The organism is Gillisella vitis, assembly GCF_001541345.2.
In the GTDB taxonomy this organism is placed as follows: domain Bacteria; phylum Pseudomonadota; class Alphaproteobacteria; order Rhizobiales; family Rhizobiaceae; genus Allorhizobium; species Allorhizobium vitis.
This window is the reverse complement of the sequence record NZ_LMVL02000011.1, coordinates 56334-74835: the sequence shown is the minus strand read 5'-3', so window position 1 is coordinate 74835 and position 18502 is coordinate 56334. Positions and strand designations below refer to the sequence as shown.

General features: G+C 58.3%; 16 protein-coding genes and 1 other RNA gene. 9 read left to right on the top strand and 8 right to left on the bottom strand.

What is annotated here, in order from left to right; translation table 11 throughout:
• Positions 1 to 200: 200 nt before the first annotated feature.
• The 5 genes from rnpB to ASB66_RS24835 all read right to left on the bottom strand — a co-directional run bounded on the left by rnpB (position 201) and on the right by ASB66_RS24835 (position 4387).
• An RNA gene (gene rnpB, locus ASB66_RS24855) (RNase P RNA component class A) lies at positions 201 to 600 on the bottom strand.
• A gap of 50 nt (positions 601 to 650) precedes the next feature.
• Entirely contained in the window at positions 651 to 1844 is a 1194-nt protein-coding gene (locus tag ASB66_RS24850) for an NAD(P)/FAD-dependent oxidoreductase (RefSeq protein WP_114387023.1), read from the bottom strand.
• A 161-nt stretch (positions 1845 to 2005) separates the two neighbouring features.
• Entirely contained in the window at positions 2006 to 2599 is a 594-nt protein-coding gene (locus tag ASB66_RS24845) for a lytic transglycosylase domain-containing protein (RefSeq protein ID WP_060717645.1), read from the bottom strand.
• A 295-nt stretch (positions 2600 to 2894) separates the two neighbouring features.
• Positions 2895 to 3653, bottom strand: a complete 759-nt coding sequence (locus ASB66_RS24840; RefSeq protein ID WP_060717646.1) for an N-acetylmuramoyl-L-alanine amidase — start codon at positions 3651 to 3653, stop codon at positions 2895 to 2897.
• Complete coding sequence (locus ASB66_RS24835) at positions 3650 to 4387, bottom strand: J domain-containing protein (RefSeq protein WP_060717647.1); 738 nt, start codon at positions 4385 to 4387, stop codon at positions 3650 to 3652. The genes ASB66_RS24840 and ASB66_RS24835 overlap by 4 nt, the downstream gene beginning before the upstream one ends.
• 320 nt (positions 4388 to 4707) lie before the next feature.
• Here ASB66_RS24835 and ASB66_RS24830 point away from each other — a divergent pair, with 320 nt between their 5' ends.
• The 3 genes from ASB66_RS24830 (at position 4708) to ASB66_RS24820 (ending at position 8143) form a co-directional block, all read left to right on the top strand.
• Positions 4708 to 5922 (top strand): pyrophosphate--fructose-6-phosphate 1-phosphotransferase, encoded by a 1215-nt coding sequence (locus ASB66_RS24830; protein WP_060717697.1) that lies wholly within the window; start codon positions 4708 to 4710, stop codon positions 5920 to 5922.
• Between the two features lie 240 nt (positions 5923 to 6162).
• Positions 6163 to 6798, top strand: coding sequence for a LysE family translocator (locus tag ASB66_RS24825; RefSeq protein ID WP_060717648.1), 636 nt, complete (start codon positions 6163 to 6165; stop codon positions 6796 to 6798).
• A 253-nt stretch (positions 6799 to 7051) separates the two neighbouring features.
• Positions 7052 to 8143 (top strand): lytic transglycosylase domain-containing protein, encoded by a 1092-nt coding sequence (locus ASB66_RS24820; RefSeq protein WP_060717649.1) that lies wholly within the window; start codon positions 7052 to 7054, stop codon positions 8141 to 8143.
• A 54-nt stretch (positions 8144 to 8197) separates the two neighbouring features.
• Here ASB66_RS24820 and ASB66_RS24815 read toward each other — a convergent pair whose 3' ends face one another.
• Positions 8198 to 9565, bottom strand: coding sequence for a serine hydrolase domain-containing protein (locus tag ASB66_RS24815; RefSeq protein ID WP_060717650.1), 1368 nt, complete (start codon positions 9563 to 9565; stop codon positions 8198 to 8200).
• A 292-nt stretch (positions 9566 to 9857) separates the two neighbouring features.
• Between ASB66_RS24815 and ASB66_RS24810 the strand changes: the two genes are divergently transcribed.
• The 6 genes from ASB66_RS24810 to ASB66_RS24785 all read left to right on the top strand — a co-directional run bounded on the left by ASB66_RS24810 (position 9858) and on the right by ASB66_RS24785 (position 16009).
• Positions 9858 to 11105, top strand: a complete 1248-nt coding sequence (locus tag ASB66_RS24810; protein ID WP_060717651.1) for a BtaA family protein — start codon at positions 9858 to 9860, stop codon at positions 11103 to 11105.
• On the top strand, positions 11102 to 11794 hold the full coding sequence (locus tag ASB66_RS24805) for a class I SAM-dependent methyltransferase (protein WP_060717652.1): 693 nt from the start codon (positions 11102 to 11104) through the stop codon (positions 11792 to 11794). The genes ASB66_RS24810 and ASB66_RS24805 overlap by 4 nt, the downstream gene beginning before the upstream one ends.
• Before the next feature lie 224 nt (positions 11795 to 12018).
• On the top strand, positions 12019 to 12822 hold the full coding sequence (locus tag ASB66_RS24800; protein ID WP_060717698.1) for a glycoside hydrolase family 25 protein: 804 nt from the start codon (positions 12019 to 12021) through the stop codon (positions 12820 to 12822).
• 220 nt (positions 12823 to 13042) lie between these two features.
• Entirely contained in the window at positions 13043 to 14233 is a 1191-nt protein-coding gene (locus ASB66_RS24795) for a lytic murein transglycosylase (protein ID WP_060717653.1), read from the top strand.
• 202 nt (positions 14234 to 14435) lie between these two features.
• The gene (locus tag ASB66_RS24790; protein WP_060717699.1) at positions 14436 to 15002 is read left to right on the top strand and encodes an isochorismatase family protein; all 567 of its coding nucleotides are present in this window, start codon (positions 14436 to 14438) and stop codon (positions 15000 to 15002) included.
• Positions 15003 to 15007: 5 nt separating this feature from the next.
• The gene (locus tag ASB66_RS24785) at positions 15008 to 16009 is read left to right on the top strand and encodes a GlxA family transcriptional regulator (protein ID WP_060717654.1); all 1002 of its coding nucleotides are present in this window, start codon (positions 15008 to 15010) and stop codon (positions 16007 to 16009) included.
• Between the two features lie 574 nt (positions 16010 to 16583).
• On the opposite strand, the gene metF is transcribed toward ASB66_RS24785, so the two are convergent.
• Together metF and ASB66_RS24775 are read right to left on the bottom strand one after the other, a co-directional pair.
• The gene (gene metF, locus ASB66_RS24780; protein ID WP_060717655.1) at positions 16584 to 17501 is read right to left on the bottom strand and encodes a methylenetetrahydrofolate reductase [NAD(P)H]; all 918 of its coding nucleotides are present in this window, start codon (positions 17499 to 17501) and stop codon (positions 16584 to 16586) included.
• A complete protein-coding gene (locus ASB66_RS24775; RefSeq protein WP_070148960.1) occupies positions 17501 to 18502 on the bottom strand; it encodes an ArsR/SmtB family transcription factor in 1002 nt (333 codons plus the stop codon). Before ASB66_RS24775 ends, metF begins: the two co-directional genes overlap by 1 nt.

Below are 18502 nucleotides of genomic sequence, written 5' to 3'. Positions count from 1 at the left end.
GCCGTATAGGAAATTTATAACCTGTTAAGATTAATGAATAGTTATTGCGGTTTGAGCGCAGCAGGACACGCACATCCGCAGACATGCGCACTAACAAGCTGAAAACAAAAGGAAATAGGCAAAACAAAGCAAAAATGAACGCGAATGCGCGATTGCTTTTTCAACCCCCAGTAAAGCATTCGCAATGCCTGAAATAGGGAAACACCAGTCGGCCTGTAAGCCGGGTTCTGTATGGCCCCGGTTTCCCGGAACGTGGCAGCCATTCATCTGGGACGATACTTGCGCATCGCCTCTCGCAACCCACCCGGATGACTGGCCCGAAAACCGGCTGTAGCACCACTTGCGCAGCACCCGCGTCATCCCTATTCGGTCTTGCTCCCGGTGGGGTTTACCATGCCGTCCCTGTCACCAGGAACGCGGTGGGCTCTTACCCCACCCTTTCACCCTTACCCCGATAAACGGGGCGGTCTGCTTTCTGTGGCACTTTCCCTGAGGTCGCCCTCGCCGGACGTTATCCGGCACCGTGTTTCCGTGGAGCCCGGACTTTCCTCACCCTACCGCCTTTCGGCATTGGTAAAGCGCGGCTGCCCGGCCGACTGGTTCGGCGTGATTAACGGAGACATCCGGAGAAAGCCACCGAAATCATGCGCTCACACGAAAACAGGCGTGAAATCGGCATCATAATCCTCATGCGCAATCGTGCCGCGTAGGATCAACTCGGCACCCAGCCGGCCAATTTCGTCCGAGCTTTTCGCCGCCGCCCCGCAGCCGCCGGTCAGCACCGCGATGCGCGGGCTGTCGCTAAAGCCGATGGCCGGATAGCCACTGCCCGTAAAGGAGGTCACGCAGGGCGCCATCGACACCGGCGCCTGAGCCACGCCCGGCACCAGCGATCTGCAAATGCGCGCCAGATGATCGCGGGCGCTTTCCCGTCCGCCACCCCTGAACCAGGCTCGAATTTCTGGCTCTGACGTCAACCTGACATCATCGGGATCGCCGCCGATCTTGAGATAGGTTTTGCCGTCCGGGTAGCGCACCGGTGGCAGCAGATAGATATGATCGCGTGGATTGGACGGCTCGTGAATCAGTGATGGCATGCCGTGATAGGCGGGCAGATCCTGATCGGCGATTTCGAAAAAGGTCACCGTGCGGGCATAAACCGACAAATCAATCCGGCGCGGCAACAGTCTATCCGCAATGGAAAATCCGCCTGCCGCCACCAGCACTCTTCCGGCCTTTAACACCTTGCCGCCTGCGGTCGTGACCACGACATAACCGCCCTCATCACGGGTGCCTATGGCCACGTCGCTGATCAGCGTTGCTCCCGCCCGAACCGCAAGCTGTGCCTGGGCCTCGACCAAACGGCGCGGATTGACGTAGCCAGCGCGACGCGCCTCATAAATCCCCTTTGAAACAGGCTCGAAACGGAAATAACCGAAACGCTCGGCAAGACCGGCATGATCGAAAGACTGAGTGGTAACGCCAAGCCCTTCCGCAGCGCGTGTTGCCCTGTCGACATAATCGGAATGACCATCAGGGCTCGTCCCGACAATCAGGCAACCGGCCTCGTGGTAAAACTGGATGCTGCTCTGCTGTTCGATTTCATTGTAGCGGGCAATCGACTCATGCGCGAGCTTTGCCCAGACAGGATCGCCATCGATGGTGCGGGTGATTCGCGCTTCGTCGTAATGGCTGGCAAAGACGCCCTCGTGGCTTTGCTTGTCGGCAGGCTCATCCGGCCCGACCAGCGCCACGCCATCCGATTGTAACGCCAGATGCCGCGCCGCCGCCGCCCCCATCATACCACGCCCGATAATGAGATATTTGAAAACCTGATCCGTCATGCCGCTCATCCAGAATGATTTGCCAACTGGATAGCATTATCAACCAAACTTGCCAGGCAGTTTGATCGATCTGACGCAAGAACCGTCAGAAACTGCGGTTCTTGCGTGATCGTCAAACCGTCTCACCCCACAAGATCGGCAGACGGGACGCTGTCAGGTTTTCAGCTGTTTTCCAGCGCCGCTTCCACTTGACCGCAATATTGCTTTGAAACCGGGTTCATGCGGGTCGCGCCGTGGCCCGCATTGTAGCGCAGGATGGCGCCGCAGGTATCGCCGCCGCCGAGCTGATGGGCCATGGCGAGATATTTCATCCCGTATTTGAGATTGGTCGATGGGTCGTAAAGCCCGGCGACGGTTCCGGTATAGCCCATGGCGCGGGCGGTGGCGGGCTTGATCTGCATCAGGCCGACTTCACCATGCGTGCCGCGCGCTTTCGGATTGAAGCCGCTCTCGATTTTCACCACGGCGCTCGCCAGTTCCACCGGCACGCCATACTGCTTGGCATAGGAGGAGATCAGGGCATGATAGGGCGCCTTGCCAGCAGCCCCCTGCGTATCGGCCTTCTCGTTATCAGCCTCGGTTTTATTCGAGAGCTTGGTTTTCTCAAGCGGCTTGGCGCGGTCGGCCTGCTGTTTATTGGCACGCAACATGTCCATCAGGGTCAAGCCCTTGCCGGCATCAGCAGCCTCGGCGTGGGAAACGGCAGACATAGAAACGGCGATGCATGCCGCGGCAGCGAAAAGCGAGGTTTTCATGAAAAAGGTCAGTCTCCAGACAAAGGGGCGGACACGGATGCCAGCAAAGCGCACTATTTACCCGTCCACTGCCCAGCAAAGGACAGCGATGTTCATCGCCCTCATCGTTGATATTTGCGAAAGACTTCCATTTCGGAAATCATATTCGCTGTTCATCTCAACCGCTGCCGAGGAATACCATGGCTGCGACGGCTGCTGTTAGACAGACTCAATAAGGAAATCCTATGGCATGGTAAAAAGAGATGGTTTTCGACCCTGACGAAAGCCGTCGGCGAACCTCAGCGGCCCGCAATCCTCAGCTGAACCGTGGCAGTGCCGCCAGCAGGCGATGCAGGGTGTCGATGGTCGAATAATCGGCCACGCCATCGACCTTGAAGGGGCGAAAATGCAGCTGGAAACTTCTGACGACACCCTCGGTCGCTCCATCGAAATCCCCAGTGATTTCAACAGGGTATCCATAGAGCGACAGCATGGACTGCAAGGCTTCGACCGGCTGGCCGCGATCACCCCTTTGGAAGAACCGGCCCCCGGTGATCGCGGTTGGTTCTACCCAATGCCCTACGCCCAGGGCGTGCAGCCTACCCCAGGGGAAATGTTCGCCTGGATCGACCTTGCGAACGGGGGCAATATCGGAATGGGCCAGCACCCGCTCCGGGGCGATGGACCAGCGGCTTGCACAATCCAGACACAATTGTGCGACGGCTTCGATCTGTTTTCCGGGGTAGTCCGGCAGGGAGGGATGTCCGGCATTGGCAATCTCGATGCCAACAGAGCGGGAATTGATATCGGTCGCGCCCGCCCAGAAACTCTTGCCAGCATGCCAGGCCCTGCGGTCTTCCGGCACCATCTGCACAACATCACCGTTTTCGCGCACTAGATAATGGCTGGAAACCTGGCTTTCGACAGTGCAGAGCCACGAGAGGGCTGCCTCTTCGCTCGGCATGCCGGTATAATGCAGAATGATGGTGTCGGGGGCCGCGCAGTCGATGCGCTCACCGTGATTGGGGGATGGCACCACCACGGCGTCTGGATAATCGGCGATGAATGCAGTCATGCGGCCCGGCGTTCCTTTTCAATCGCGGCATAGGCCGCGTTGAAACTGGCCATCCGTTGATGGGCGGCGGCATGCATTTCCACCGGCAGGCCACGCGCATGCAGCCGGTCGGGATGATGCTCGGAGGCCAGCGCCCGGTAGCGTTTGCGAATCGTGCCAAAATCATCGCTGCGCGATACGCCGAGAATGCCATAGGGATCATGGTCGGGCGCGAGATGGCGGGCGGAAATCTGCTCAAACCGATCCTCGCCGATCTCGAAAATTTCGGCGATGCGCGACAGAAAAGCCAGTTCCTTCTCGTGGATCAGCCCATCCGCCGTGGCGATGTGAAACAAGGCATCGACAATCTCTTCAAGCACCGGGCACCCTCTGGTGCGCGAGCCGCAGAGATTGGCGAGCTTTTCAGCATAGGCTTCGTAACCGGCAATATCCTGCTTGGCGAGATTATAGAGGCGCGCGACGTTGCGAGCCTCTTCCGGCGGAAAATCGAAAATGCTGCGAAACGCATTGACCTCGGCCTGCGACACGACGCCATCGGCCTTGGCCATCTTGGCGGAAAGCGCGATGATCGCCACGGAAAAAGACACACGCCTGCGCGTTTCCGGATCGCCTTCGAAGACGGTGCGGATCGCTTCGACAATCGACGACAAGGCATTGCCAGCCGCGTCGCTGACCGCGCCGAGCAGCCGCTCCCAGAGTGACGATAAGTGTTGGCAGGCGAAATCGAAAATCATTTTGACAGATTGACCAAATTATCACTTGAAATGCAAGGGAAGCACCCCACTGTTTCGGGTTAAACTTTGTTCACTTTCCAGGTTGTGCCGCAGTGCGGAATCAGCCGATGCTTCACGTCTTCGCTGGCATACTAGCTTTTCCACAAGCCTCCCGCTTACCGCTTTCCATTTGAAACGATTATATTTCCGTGGCTGATGACATTTCCACGAAACTGCGGATTTTGTTCAATTTTTCGCTTTACAGCATCCGGCCTCTGTCGCATCCATTGGCACCATTTCGTAAACGTCTGCGGCGTTTTGTCCGCAAGAAGGAGGATTTGATGGCCAAGACCAAAGTCGCGTTGCTGACCGCCGGGGGCCTGGCGCCCTGCCTTTCATCGGCCGTCGGTGGGTTGATCGAGCGCTATAGCGACATCGCGCCCGATGCCGAGATCGTCGCCTATAAATCCGGCTATCGCGGCCTGTTGATGGACTACAAGATCGAGATCAACCAGCATATGCGCGAACAGGCCCACGTCCTACATCGCTATGGCGGCTCGCCAATCGGCAATAGCCGCGTCAAGCTCACCAATGTCGCCGATTGCGTCAAGCGCGGCCTGGTGAAGGAAGGCCAGAACCCGTTGCAGGTGGCCGCTGAGCGCCTGGCCGCCGATGGCATCACCATTCTGCACACGATCGGCGGTGACGACACCAATACGACGGCGGCTGATCTCGCGGCCTATCTCGGCGCCAATGGCTATGACCTGACCGTCGTCGGCCTGCCCAAAACGGTCGACAACGATGTCGTGCCGATCCGCCAGTCGCTCGGCGCCTGGACGGCAGCGGATGTCGGCGCCCGCTTCTTCGACCATGTCTCCAACGAGCAGAGCGCCGCACCACGCACGCTGGTCATCCACGAAGTCATGGGCCGCCATTGCGGCTGGCTGACAGCGGCGACCGCCCGCGCCTATATCCAGCGCATCAAGCATAATGAATATGTCGAGGGCTTCATGATGAATGAAGAACTGAAGACCATCGACGGTCTTTATCTGCCCGAGACCCATTTCGACATGGAGGCCGAGGCCGAGCGGTTGAAGGAACTGATGGACCGCACCGGCTTCGTCACCCTGTTCGTTTCGGAAGGCGCTTGCATGGATGAAATCATCGCCGACCGCGAAAAGGCGGGCGAAGAGATCAAGCGCGACGCTTTCGGCCATGTAAAGCTCGATACCATCAATGTCGGCGGCTGGTTCCAGAAGCATTTCGCCAAATTGCTGGATGCCGAACGCTCGATGGTGCAGAAGTCAGGCTATTACGCCCGTTCGGCCCCAGCCAATTACGAGGACCTGCGGCTGATCCAGAGCATGGTGGATCTTGCCGTTGAAAGCGGGTTGAACGGCGTTTCCGGCGTCACCGGTCATGACGAGGACCAGGGCGGCAAATTGCGCGCCATCGAATTCCCCCGCATCAAGGGCGGCAAGGCTTTCGATCTCTCCACACCATGGTTCAAAGATGTGATGGACCATCTGGGCCAGAAATTCCGTCCGGCACATTGACCTCGACGTCGAATGGTGGCTTCTGTTTGCAGGCGATGCGGACGGTATAACGACCCGAAGCATCCCTGCATGACTGTTCGGACCCGCCTTGGGTTTTCCTAACGGAAATGACAGACTATTTATTGTGACAGCGCCGGTGCCAATGGCATGCGGCGCTGCTATGTTTGTATCGGAACTGCCCGGGCCGGGATGAGACTCACGACATCCCGACACAGGCTTACCGAACACGGAGGCAGGCCCATGACATTTCAGGATTGGCTGTTGTTTTCAGCAGCAAGCGCTGCCTTCCTTGTTGTGCCTGGGCGCAATACCAAGCGGATCATTGCCTGTCGGCAAGCGGGCGGCGGTCGGGCTGCGACACTCTGCGTGCTTGGCTGCATGACAGGCTATAGCATCGCCGCCTGCCTGGTATTCGGAATGGCCCAGACAATGAGCAATATCAACGCCACGGTGCTCTCTGCGCTGCGGTGGCCGGGCATGGCGGTGTTGATGGTTCTGGCGCTCAGGCTGTGGCGGGCGCCGCTGCATATTGGCCCGGTGGCCGATAACGACAATCTTGCCGACCGAAGAGCCATGGTCATTGTGTCGCAGGCCGTAATCGGTTCGGCTCTGAATCCGCGCACACTCGTCTTTCTGTTGGCGATCACCACGCAGATCACATCGGGCTTTTCGCCGTTCAGCGGCGATTTTCTGGCCATGGAACTGGCTTTCCTGGGTCTGGCAGCCTTTGCCTGCGGGCTTCAGGCAATTTATGCGCACGCTTTTGACAGGATGATTCGCCGCCGCTCGGCACGTCGAATGGTGCAGCCGAAGGGCAAATCCATGCTGATCTCCGCCCGCTCCGTCAGCGCCGGTTATCGCCGGATCGCCGCCTGAACAGGGTTGTTTGATAGGTTATCGCATTTTATACCAAGGCTTGAGGCTGTGGACCACATCCTCGCCTTGATGACATTGAAAATATCTCAAATACATCAGTGACTTGCGATATTCGCAAAGGGAATAGCAGCGGTCATTTTCAATGATCGTTGGTATTAGCCTTCAAGGGGGCTGTCAAATTTGTGAATCCGATGTTAATAGTTCGTGCGTTGCCCATGGGTAACGCTCGTTTCAATAGCCGACGGACATCTGCATGACAGCGAAAACGGACCGCACGATTGCCATCAGCATCACTGCTGTCATCGTCGCAGCCCTTTCCAGTTGCACCAATGTCAATGACAATTCCAAAGCCGATATAGCGCCTAAACCCGCCTCGGCTCACAAAGCTGTTGCCGCTACATCACAGCCGGGCGCCAGCACCGCTACACCGGCAAATGGCACCGTTGCCACAGGCACCTCGACAACTGTGGTCGCCGCAAACGGCACGATGACGACGGTTGCTCCTGGAACGCATACCGTGACGCCACCGTCGCAATCTGCTGTCACGGCGCTTGCCAATACCGGATCGGGAAACAATGCGCTGGCCGCCATAAACGGCGCGTCCGGCACAGGTCAGACGGTTAACCTCGCGACCGGCCAAGGGCCTTATCCGATCCAGAAGCCAGGTTTGACGCAGGTCGCCTCGCTCGGACCAACGGTCAGCACCGTCCCCTCATCCGCGAATGCACCAGCCCGCGTTTCGGAAAATGAGCCGATTGGCCTTGAGAATGAAGCATTGCAGCCGGATGTCATGGCCATGCATTCGGCCATTCCCACGCCGCGCCCGACGTCTCCTGCCTCATCGTCTGTCGCCTATGCCTCACCGGCAAAACCGGTTGGCAAATCATTCGCCCTGCTGGACGCACAATTCGACACCAGCGCACCCGGTCCCATGCCAAGCGCCACGCCGGAAGCCTCCAAAAGCACCGCTTCTGGCGCAAGTGAAACGGCAAGTCGCGGCCCGACGGTGATCAATGGTCTGGTCAACAAATATGCAGCCCTGTACGGAATGCCGTCGGCGCTGATCCACCGGGTCATTCACCGGGAAAGCCGTTATAATCCCTCCGCCTATAACCGCGGCAATTATGGGCTGATGCAGATCCGCTATAATACGGCCCGTTCTTTGGGGTATGAAGGTCCGGCAGAGGGCCTGTTCGACCCGGAAACCAACCTGAAATACGCGATCAAATATTTGCGCGGCGCGTGGATGGTGGCCGAAAACAACAATGACAATGCCGTCCGCCTCTATGCTCGTGGCTATTATTTCGACGCCAAGCGCAAAGGCTTGCTGGACGACGTGCAGTAAACCACTTCGTCCATACCGACACGGACCATTATCCCTTTATGCCGCTTCGGTTTCCTACGGCATTGCGTCCAGAACCGCTTTTAGCAATTTCTGCGGCCTGTAGTTATCCCAGGCAGGCGTCAGCCCCATCCGCAGCACAATCAGCTTGCGTGACGGGACAATCGCAATCGTTTGCCCATCATGGCCCTGAAACCAGAGGGCCTCCTCGGTAATGCCGAAGCTGGAATCTGGCTCCCGGCCCGGCCCGCTCCGCCAGATCTGCCCCTGCCCGTAGGTGCCGCCTGATGACTTGGTCGGGGTCCCCATGGTTTTTACATAGCCTTCCGGCAACAGACGCCGCCCCTGCCAGACGCCATCCTGCAACAGGCATTGGGCAAGCTTGGCCCAATCGCGGGCATTGGCATAGAGATAGGAGCCACCCGCCAAAGTGCCGGTTTCATCTGCCTCCAGCACGGCGCTGGTCATGCCGAGCGGCTTGAACAAGAATGTTTGGGGATAAGACAATGCCTGTTCAGGCGGCAAACTATTCATCAGCAGGCGAGCCAGCAGCACGCTGGTGCCGGTCGAATAGTGAAACAGCGTCCCGGGCGTCGCATCCAGCGGCTGGGAGGCGACGAATGCCGCCTGATCCGGCTGAAGAAACAGCATGCGCGTTGCATCGCTGACATCGCCATAATCCTCGTTGAACCGCAGGCCGCTTTCCATGCCCATCAATTGGCGCAGGGTGATTGCGGCGCGCCCGTCCGTCCATTGCGGCAACAAATGGTCCTTGTCGAGGTCAAGCCCGCCGTCCCCCATCCGCTGGCCGATCAGCATGGCCATGACGGTCTTGGTCATCGACCAGCCGATCAGCGGCGTATCGGGACCAAAACCCGGACCATAGGCCTCACCAAGCAACTCACCATCCCGAATCACCAATGTGGCCCGCATCGATGGCCCGGTCAGGGCCGAATCGGCAAGAATGCCCGCCAGCACCGGGTCGGTATGCGGTGCACCCGTTCCATCCGGCCAAGGCGCTGGGTTCGGTGCTACGGCAACAGGAACCTGCTGCGGCAGAAGCACCTTGCGAGCCGCATCGATTTTTCCGTCGGGAACGTTGGTGCAGCCCAGCCCCGGACGGGCAATGGCTGTGCTGGGGGCAAAAGCTCCAAACATATAAGCCGTGACTGTGCCTGCATCCCTGTCGACATCCAGCCGCAGGAAACGCAACAGCGGATGACCCGGCGCCTGCACATCCTCGGCCAGAACCTCCATTGGATCACGCTTGGCAATGAACACGTTGGAGCAGACAATTTTGGCGGCGTAGCCGGTGCCGACCCGCAGCAATTCCGGCGGCGCCAGCCAAAGCCAAAAGGCAGTACCGGCGACAATCACCAGGACAGCAAGCAGCAGTCCACGGACAAGCCTGATCAGCAAACGCATGCAATTTCCTCCCGCGCCGGATGGTATCGCGGATCGGGTACTGTGAACCGATGTCCGGAAAATCCGATGCTTAAACAATGACCTGGAGCGGAAAAGTGATTCTGTTTCACAAGCCGCCACACGAGGTCTGCATGCAAGCATGATTACTGCGGGCATGAAAGGGTATGATGGTTGAAAAATCATGGGATTTTCCCCGGACGCACAGCCCAGCCACTGGTCAACAGGTCCCGTCATCAAACTGTATTGGACAAGCACTATTCCGATAAAAACTTCAGAACGGGGCACCCTTCACATGACAGAACTTGTTCCAGATGCCGGATTCCGCAAAAATCAGAAGCTGAAATCGGCGCTGCTTCAACACAATGCGCTGTCACGCAAAGGCCTGTCGGAGCGGTTGTTTGGCCTGCTGTTTTCCGGCTTGGTCTATCCGCAGATCTGGGAAGACCCGGATGTTGACATGCAGGCCATGCAACTTACCGCTGGCCACCGTGTCGTCACCATCGGCTCCGGTGGCTGCAACATGCTGGCCTATCTGTCGCGCGAGCCTGACAGCATCGACGTCGTCGATCTCAATCCGCATCACATCGCCCTCAACAAGCTGAAGCTGGCCGCCTTCCGGCATTTGCCCGATCATACCGCCGTGGTGCGCCTGCTGGGCACCGACAATGCCCGGGGCAATGCCTCCATGGTCGAGCAATATGTGGCGCCGCATCTGGACGCCACCACGCGGCGCTATTGGAGCCGCCGCACCTTGACCGGGCGCCGCCGCATCCGGGTGTTCAACGGCAATTTCTACCGCACCGGTCTGCTGGGCCGTTTCATCACTGCCACGCATCTTCTCGCCCGCCTGCACGGCGTCAAGCTGGAAGAAATCACCCAGTGCCGGACCCCGCGCGAACAGCGGCAGTTTTTCGAGACCCGCATCGCGCCGCTGTTTGAAAAGCCGGTTATCCGCTGGCTGACCAACCGCAAAAGCTCGCTGTTCGGCCTCGGCATTCCGCCGCAACAATATGACGAACTGGCCAGTGTTTCGGAAACCGGCACCATTGCCCCTGTGCTGAAAGGCCGGTTGGAAAAGCTCGCCTGTCACTTCTCGCTGCGGGATAATTATTTTGCCTGGCAGGCATTCGCCCGCCGCTATCCCAAATCTCATGAAGGCGCACTGCCGGATTATCTGCGGGCCGATTACTACCGGACGATCCGCACCAGCGTCGACCGCGTCAACGTCCATCACGCCAGCTATACCGAACTGCTGTCCACCAAGCCCGCAGGCAGCGTCGATCGGTTCATTCTGCTCGATGCCCAGGACTGGATGACCGACGAACAGTTGAACGATCTGTGGACCGAAATTACCCGTACTGCCGCCAAGGATGCGCGAGTGATCTTCCGGACCGCTGCCGAAAAAAGCGTGATCGAAGGCCGGATTTCCCCGGCGCTCGCCGAGCAATGGTCCTATCTGAAAGACCTGTCCGTGCATTTCAACGCGCTAGACCGCTCGGCAATTTACGGTGGCTTCCATATCTATGAGAAGACGGCATGAGCGATGCCCGTATCGGTCAGGATCGGTCCGGCCCGGATATGAACCTGGACCGGCAGCATGCCAGCAAGATGGATCAGGTCTATCGCAGCCAGCGTCATATCTATGACCTGACCCGCAAATATTACCTGCTTGGGCGTGATACGGCCATTGTCGGACTGGATCTGCCGAAGGATGGCAGCCTGCTGGAAGTGGCCTGTGGTACGGGCCGCAATCTGATCTGCACGGAGCGGCTTTACCCGATGTCGCATCTCTATGGTCTGGACATTTCCAGCGAAATGCTGGTGCAGGCCAGACGTAATTTTCGCGGTCGCCCCCGCCAGCCGGATCTGCGCATCGCCGACGCTTCGGCGTTCACCTCAGCCGATTTTGCCATGACCGGTTTCGACCGTGTCCTGATTTCCTATGCTCTGTCGATGATCCCCGACTGGCAAAAGGCGATTGCCTGTTCGCTTGCCGCCTTAAACCCCGGCGGCTCGCTGCATATCGTCGATTTTGGACAACAGGAACAATTGCCAGGCTGGTTCCGAACAGGCCTGCATGCCTGGCTCGCCCGGTTTCACGTCACGCCACGGGCCAATCTGCGCGACGAACTAGCCGCCCAGGCCGAGGCCGCAGGTGCGACACTGAGCTTTTCCCCGCTCTACCGCGGCTATGCCTGGCATGCCATTATCCGCCGCCCGGCGGCCTGACAGATCACCGCTCTTTCCGGCCCACTAGGCCGGTATTTTCGATCTATCGATATGAGCGGTTGAAAATAACCACATTTTAACGATGATGAAGCAAAGTCAGGCTGGAGGTTTTCCAGTTCGGCTTCGTCGGATCGGTGTTATCTTCAGTTCTGATTTTCCGCGTCTTTTGATCTTGCCATTGGCATGCACTGCCCTGGCATAACAGTTGAATGAATGGGTTTTCGATGCGGTCGCTGGTTCTGGCACTTATTCCGATTTGTTTGGCGATGACGTCCTGCACCTCGACGAGCTACGATTTCATGGAAACCGGCTCGATCCAGCCGAAATTCCAGGACAAGGACCCGCAGGATTTCGGCGTCAATTCCCCGCATCGCCATCAGGTGCACGGCATTGACGTGTCGAAATGGAACGGTAACATCAACTGGATGCAGGTCCGCCAGTCCGGCGTCTCCTTTGCCTTCATCAAGGCGACAGAAGGCAAGGATGTGATCGATCCGAAATTTGCGGAATACTGGCAGCAGGCCAATGCCGCTGGGCTGCCGCATGCGCCCTATCATTTCTATTATTTCTGCTCCAGCGCCGACGAACAGGCCGACTGGTTCATCGCCAATGTGCCGAAAGCCTCGATGGACATGCCGCCCGTTCTCGATGTCGAGTGGAACCACACGTCCAAGACCTGCACCAAACGCCCCCCGGCTGAGGTGGTGCGCAGCGAAATGAAGCGCTTCATGGACCGGCTGGAAGCCTATTACGGCAAGCGGCCGATCATCTATACATCGGTCGATTTTCATAAGGACAATTTGCAAGGCGCGTTCCAGGATCATTATTTCTGGGTCCGGGCTGTTGCCAAACACCCCTCGGAAATCTATCCGGACCGCCGTTGGGCCTTCTGGCAATATACCTCGACCGGCGTCATCCCCGGCATCAAGGGAGATACCGATATCAACGTCTTTGCCGGTACCCAGCAGAACTGGCGCAAATGGGTGCAGGCCGTTTCCCTTCCGACCCAACAGACCGCAGCGAACTGACCATTCTACAGCGCAGTGCGCCACACATGGCGCACTGCGCTGTAGCACTTTATATCTACTGCATAATTTCCCCCTGAAATTGATAATTATTTCAGGGGGAAATTATGCAGTAGGTCGCAGTTTTGCGTCATGTCGGGTAAAACCCGGCTCCTCTCCATGCTTCCGTCACAAAGCTTCGGCAGAGCGGAGCATGTTCTTTTCATATCCGGGGGCTTTATCCATGCATATCCTGTCTCGCTTCACGCTCGCAGCCGTGTTGAGCGGCCTTATGGCCGGTACGGCCTTTGCCCAGGCCCCGCAATGCGGTGGTGATCTCAGTGCGTTCCTGGCTGGCGTCAAGGCGGAAGCCATTGCCAATGGCGCGTCTGCTGAGGCAGCTGACAAGGCGCTGGCCGGTGCGCAGATCGACCAGAAGGTGTTGGGCCGCGACCGCGCCCAAGGCGTGTTCAAACAGACCTTTACCGAGTTTTCCACCCGCACCGTCTCAAAAGGCCGGTTGGACCAGGGAAAGCAGAAATTGCAGCAATATAGCGCGGTCTTTGACCGGGCCGAAAAGGAATACGGCGTTGCCCCCGGCGTGATCGCCGCCTTCTGGGCGATGGAAACCGATTTTGGCGCCGTCCAAGGCGATTTCAACACCCGCAATGCGCTGGTAACGCTGGCGCATGATTGCCGCCGCCCGGAACTGTTTCGCCCGCAATTGCTGGCGCTGATCACCATGGTCCAGCACGGCGATCTCGACCCCGCCACCAATACCGGTGCCTGGGCTGGTGAAGTAGGCCAGGTGCAGATGCTGCCCAAGGATATCGTTGCCTTCGGCGTCGATGGCGACGGCGACGGCCATGTGGCGCTGAAATCCAGCTCACCCGATGCGATCATGACGGCAGCGAAATTCATCCAGCACCTCGGTTTTAAGCGCGGTGAGCCGTGGATTCAGGAAGTGACCGTGCCGGACACCCTCCCCTGGGAAAAGAGTGGCTTCGACAGCGGCATGAAGGCTGGCGACTGGTTCAAGCTCGGCGTCAAGCCGCGTGATGGCAATACCAAATTTGCCGATCTGGAAGGCGAACTGGTGCTGCCGCAAGGCCGCAAGGGACCAGCCTTCATCACCTATCCCAATTTCGGCATTTATCTGGAATGGAACAAGTCGTTTATCTACACGACCTCTGCCGCCTATTTCGCCACCCGTCTCGAAGGTGCGGAAGCTTATCTGAAGGGCAATCCGGAACAGGGATTGACCGATGTGCAGATGAAGGAATTGCAGACCAAGCTGAAGGGTCTCGGCTATGACGTCGGCGAGATCGACGGCATTCTGGGCGGCGGCACCCGCGACGCCGTGCAAAAGGAACAGCTGAAGCGCAACATCCCCGCCGATGGTTGGCCAACGCCGGCGCTGTTGGCCGCACTTTAAGCCTCATCAAAAATTCCGGTTGTTTTAGCCGCGCATTCTCATGAATGCGCGGTTTTTTCGTGCTCGACAGAGCGGACCATATGGACAATAAAGATTGGCGTGATTTGTCCTATCCTCGTCAGGAAGTGGTATTTCGCCGTGGGGTTCCGTCGCTAAACTGACAACATCTTCAGCGATAAAAACTCCCTTGGAGGCAATGGCCATGACACATTCAGACACTGCCCTGCTGGTCATCGATGCACAGCAATCCTTCCGCCACCGTCCCTATTTCCGCGAGGAAGCGTTGCCCACCTATCTGGAGCGGCAGCAGGCATTGATCGATGGCGCCCGCAAGGCGGGCATTGCCACGGTGCAGATTTTCCATTTGAACGACACTGGCCCTTTTAGCGAGGCCTCAGGCTTCATATCCACACTGTCCCCTTTGACGATTGAACCGGATGCGGTTTTCCGCAAGCATCGGCATAGCGCGCTGGTCGGTACAGGGCTTGATGTCTGGCTGACCCGAAACAATATCCGCCATCTGATCGTCTCAGGTATCCGTACGGAACAATGTTGCGAAACCACGACACGTCATGCGTCGGACCTGGGCTACAGCGTTGATTTCGTCAGTGAAGCCACCCTCACCTTTCCGATGACCGACGATCAGGGCCGTGAATGGAGCGCGGCGGAGATCCGCGCCCGCACCGAACTGGTTTTGGCCGGTCGCTTCGCACGCATTGCCACGGTCGAGCAGGCATTGTCACTCCCACCCACAACAATCGCGGCATAGACTTGATGACCGAACTGATCCAGCCGCAGCGCCTTATCGAAATGATTGTCGTCGTGCCACCACGCCTGCTGCTGCTGGATCTGGCCGGGCCGATGGAAGTCCTGCGCAAGGCCAACCTTGAGCAGGACAGTGTGCGGTTCACGGTTCGATATGTCGGCCCCTCTCCCCACGTCAACAGCTCGGTCGGCCTGGCACTTGCCGGGATCGAATCGCTGCCGGATGCCGTAGCCGACGGCGCGATGATTATCGTGCTGGGCAATGCCGCACAGCCGCTCGGTGCAATCAACGACAAGCCGGAGCCGGACGATCTGCTCCAGGAGGCCGCTATCGTCGCCTGGCTGCGGTCTGCTGTCCGGCCAGGCGTAAAGCTCGTCACCATTTGCTCTGGTGCCTTGTTGGCGGCCCGCGCTGGACTATTGGAAGGTTATACCTGTACCGCACACCACACTGAGATTGCTGAGCTGCGGCAGTTGGCACCCACCGCAAAAGTGGCGGAAAATCGCCTCTATATCCAGGACCGCGACAGGTTGAGCACGGCAGGCATCACCGCCGGTATCGACATGATGCTGGCCCTGGTCGCAGACGAGGCAGGACACACGATAGCACTCAACGTTGCCCGTTACCTGGTCGTTTATCTGCGCCGGGCGGGGAACGACCCGCAGCTCTCCCCCTGGCTGGAGGGGCGTAACCACATCCATCCCGTCATTCACAAGGTCCAGGATGCGGTTTCGGCTGACCCTGCCGGCAACTGGACGGTTGCCAGCATGGCAGCCGTTGCCGCCACCAGCGCCCGTAGCCTCTCACGCCTGTTTAACGAGCAAACCGGCATGAGCGTAACCGATTACGTCAACCGCCTTCGGGTCGCGTTGGCCCATCAGCTGGTCACCGCATCACGGTTGGATATGGAAACCGTTGCGCAACGCTCTGGATTTGCATCCACCCGACACATGCGCCGCGCCTGGAAAAAGTTGCACGGCGGAACGCCAACAGCATTGCGCATTCCCTGACCTCATCAAAAATGAGTCGTCCGTCCCGGAACGGTCCAGATTCAAGCCGATGACATTGCCGCCATTAACGATGAAATATTTCGTTATCACGCGATTTTAACAATATGTTTCCGTGCGTTACCTTTTATTCCAATAGTTTATACAGGCAGACTGCTGCATCGCAGCACATATTTCGCTTTTCAAATGACACGAAACGGTCATATTCTTTAACTGTTAACGCAAGGGAGACCGAGATGGGACTGACACGTTCTTTCAACATCCTGGCAGTCGGAGTAGCGTTTCTTTTTGTCGCAGCGATGCTTTTCATCTGAGGACGACAACAACTCCAACACCGTATGCGGCGGCGGCATGGACCGCCATAACACTTTTCATCATCACCGATGCTAAAAACGCCGTGCGCCCTCGATGGCGCACGGCGGTTTTTATTGAGCGCGATTAGTGAGCTGTCGACCGGTCTATAAAAAGCGCAAACAACCGACTTCGTATTCACGCTCAGGCGAAGAGCGATCAGGCAAACCTCACACGCTTCAAGGTTTGTTTTATCGCAGTCGTTATCGTGAAATTATTGCAGGATTTACGCGATAACCCCTGCCCGGCCGGCGGCGACGGTATCAGAACGCTGCAATCCCAGCCGTTCCAGCGTGGCATTGACCAGCGGGGCCCGGTTCATCGTATAGATATGGAATTCGTCGATGCCACGGCCCTGAAGGTCAGCGATCTGCTCGGCGGCCAATGCAGCGGCGACACTGGCGCGCTCAGTGGGCTTGTCGTCCAACCCTTCGAAACGCTGATCCAGCATGGCGGGAACGGACGTACCGCACATTCCGGCAAAGCGTTTCAACTGGGTGAGGTTGAGGATCGGCATAATGCCCGGCACGATAGGAATGTTGATTCCAGCGGCCCGCACCTTGTCGAGATAGCGCTCGAAAATATCGTTATCGAAGAAAAACTGGGTGAGCGCACGGGTCGCGCCATTGTCGACCTTGCGTTTCAACATATCGAGATCCATGGCGAGATCGGCGCTTTCCGGATGCTTTTCCGGATAGGCCGAGACGGAGATCTCGAAATCGCCAAGCTCTTTCAAGCCCTTCACCAAGGCTGCCGCGTTTTCAAAGCCACCTGGATGCGGTTGATAGGCCGAACCGACACCGGTCGGTGGATCGCCGCGCAGTGCCACGAAATGCTTGACGCCAACCGCCCGGAAATCTTCGACCACCTGGGCGATTTCCTCGCGTGTCGCGCCGACGCAGGTGAGATGCGATGCGGTGGCGAGCGGCGTTTCCGCCAGCAAGCGGCGCACGGCGGCCAGGGTCGGCGCCTTGGTGGTGCCGCCAGCGCCATAGGTAACAGAGACAAATTCCGGCTCCCAGCCGGTCAATTCATCGACCGTGGCCCAGAGTTGGGCTTCCATCTCCTCGGATTTAGGCGGAAAGAATTCAAAGGACAGCTTGAAAGGCCGCGCCTGATCTCTGTTGGAAGATGTATGTGCCATCAGTAAACTCCCGCCCGCGCGGCCTGCTGCGCCACGGATGCTGTGGCTTGACCATAGGTCGCCAGCCAGATTGTTGCCGTAAGCGCCTCCCCATCCCTGTGGTTCGGCGCGATATCGATTGCGTTTGTGACGTCAAAGCCGGTTTTGGTCAGCCAACCCGCCATCAACTGATGGGAAAAACCCAGCCGCACATGCGCATGATCCTCGCGCAAATGCTCCAGCTTATGCGGTGCGAGATCGATGATCACCAGCCGACCGCCGGGCTTCAGCATACGCGCCGCCTCGTTCAGCGCCAACTCCGGCTCCACCAGGAAATGCAGCACCTGATGGATGATCACCACGTCGAACTCGCCACCATCGAGCGGCAGATTGAGAATATCGCCCTGGCGCACAGCAGCCTTGGCCACGCCAGCCTTGTCGAGATTGACCCGGGCAACCGCCAGCATGTCACGGCTGGCGTCGATACCCACCGCCCGGTGATAGCGGCTTTCCAGCAATTGCAGGATACGCCCGGTGCCGGTGCCAAGATCCAGCAGTGCCTCGACCGTGTCTTCGCCAATCAGCTTCACCAGCGCATCTTCGACCTCGCGGTCATTGATATGCAGCCGGCGCAACTCGTCCCATTCGGCGGCATTGCGACTGAAATAGGCCTGTGCCTTTTCCGCCCGCGCCCGCTTAACCGCCCCAAGCCGCTCGCCGTCACGCGCCAAGACAGGATCGGAGCTGGAGGCAACCGCAAGCAGGTGACGCGCGAGATCGCCCGCAGCCCCGTCCTGCTTGAGACGAAAATAGGCCCAGGCGCCTTCCTGATAACGATCCACCAATTCCGCCTCAGCCAGAAGCTTGAGATGGCGCGAAATACGCGGCTGGGATTGACCGAGAATGTCGGTCAGGTCAGATACAGTCAGATCTCCCGCCGCCAGAAGCGCCAGCAGACGCAGGCGGGTCGGTTCACCCGCCGCTTTGAGAAGATCGACCAGACCGTCCAAGGTAAAAGACAT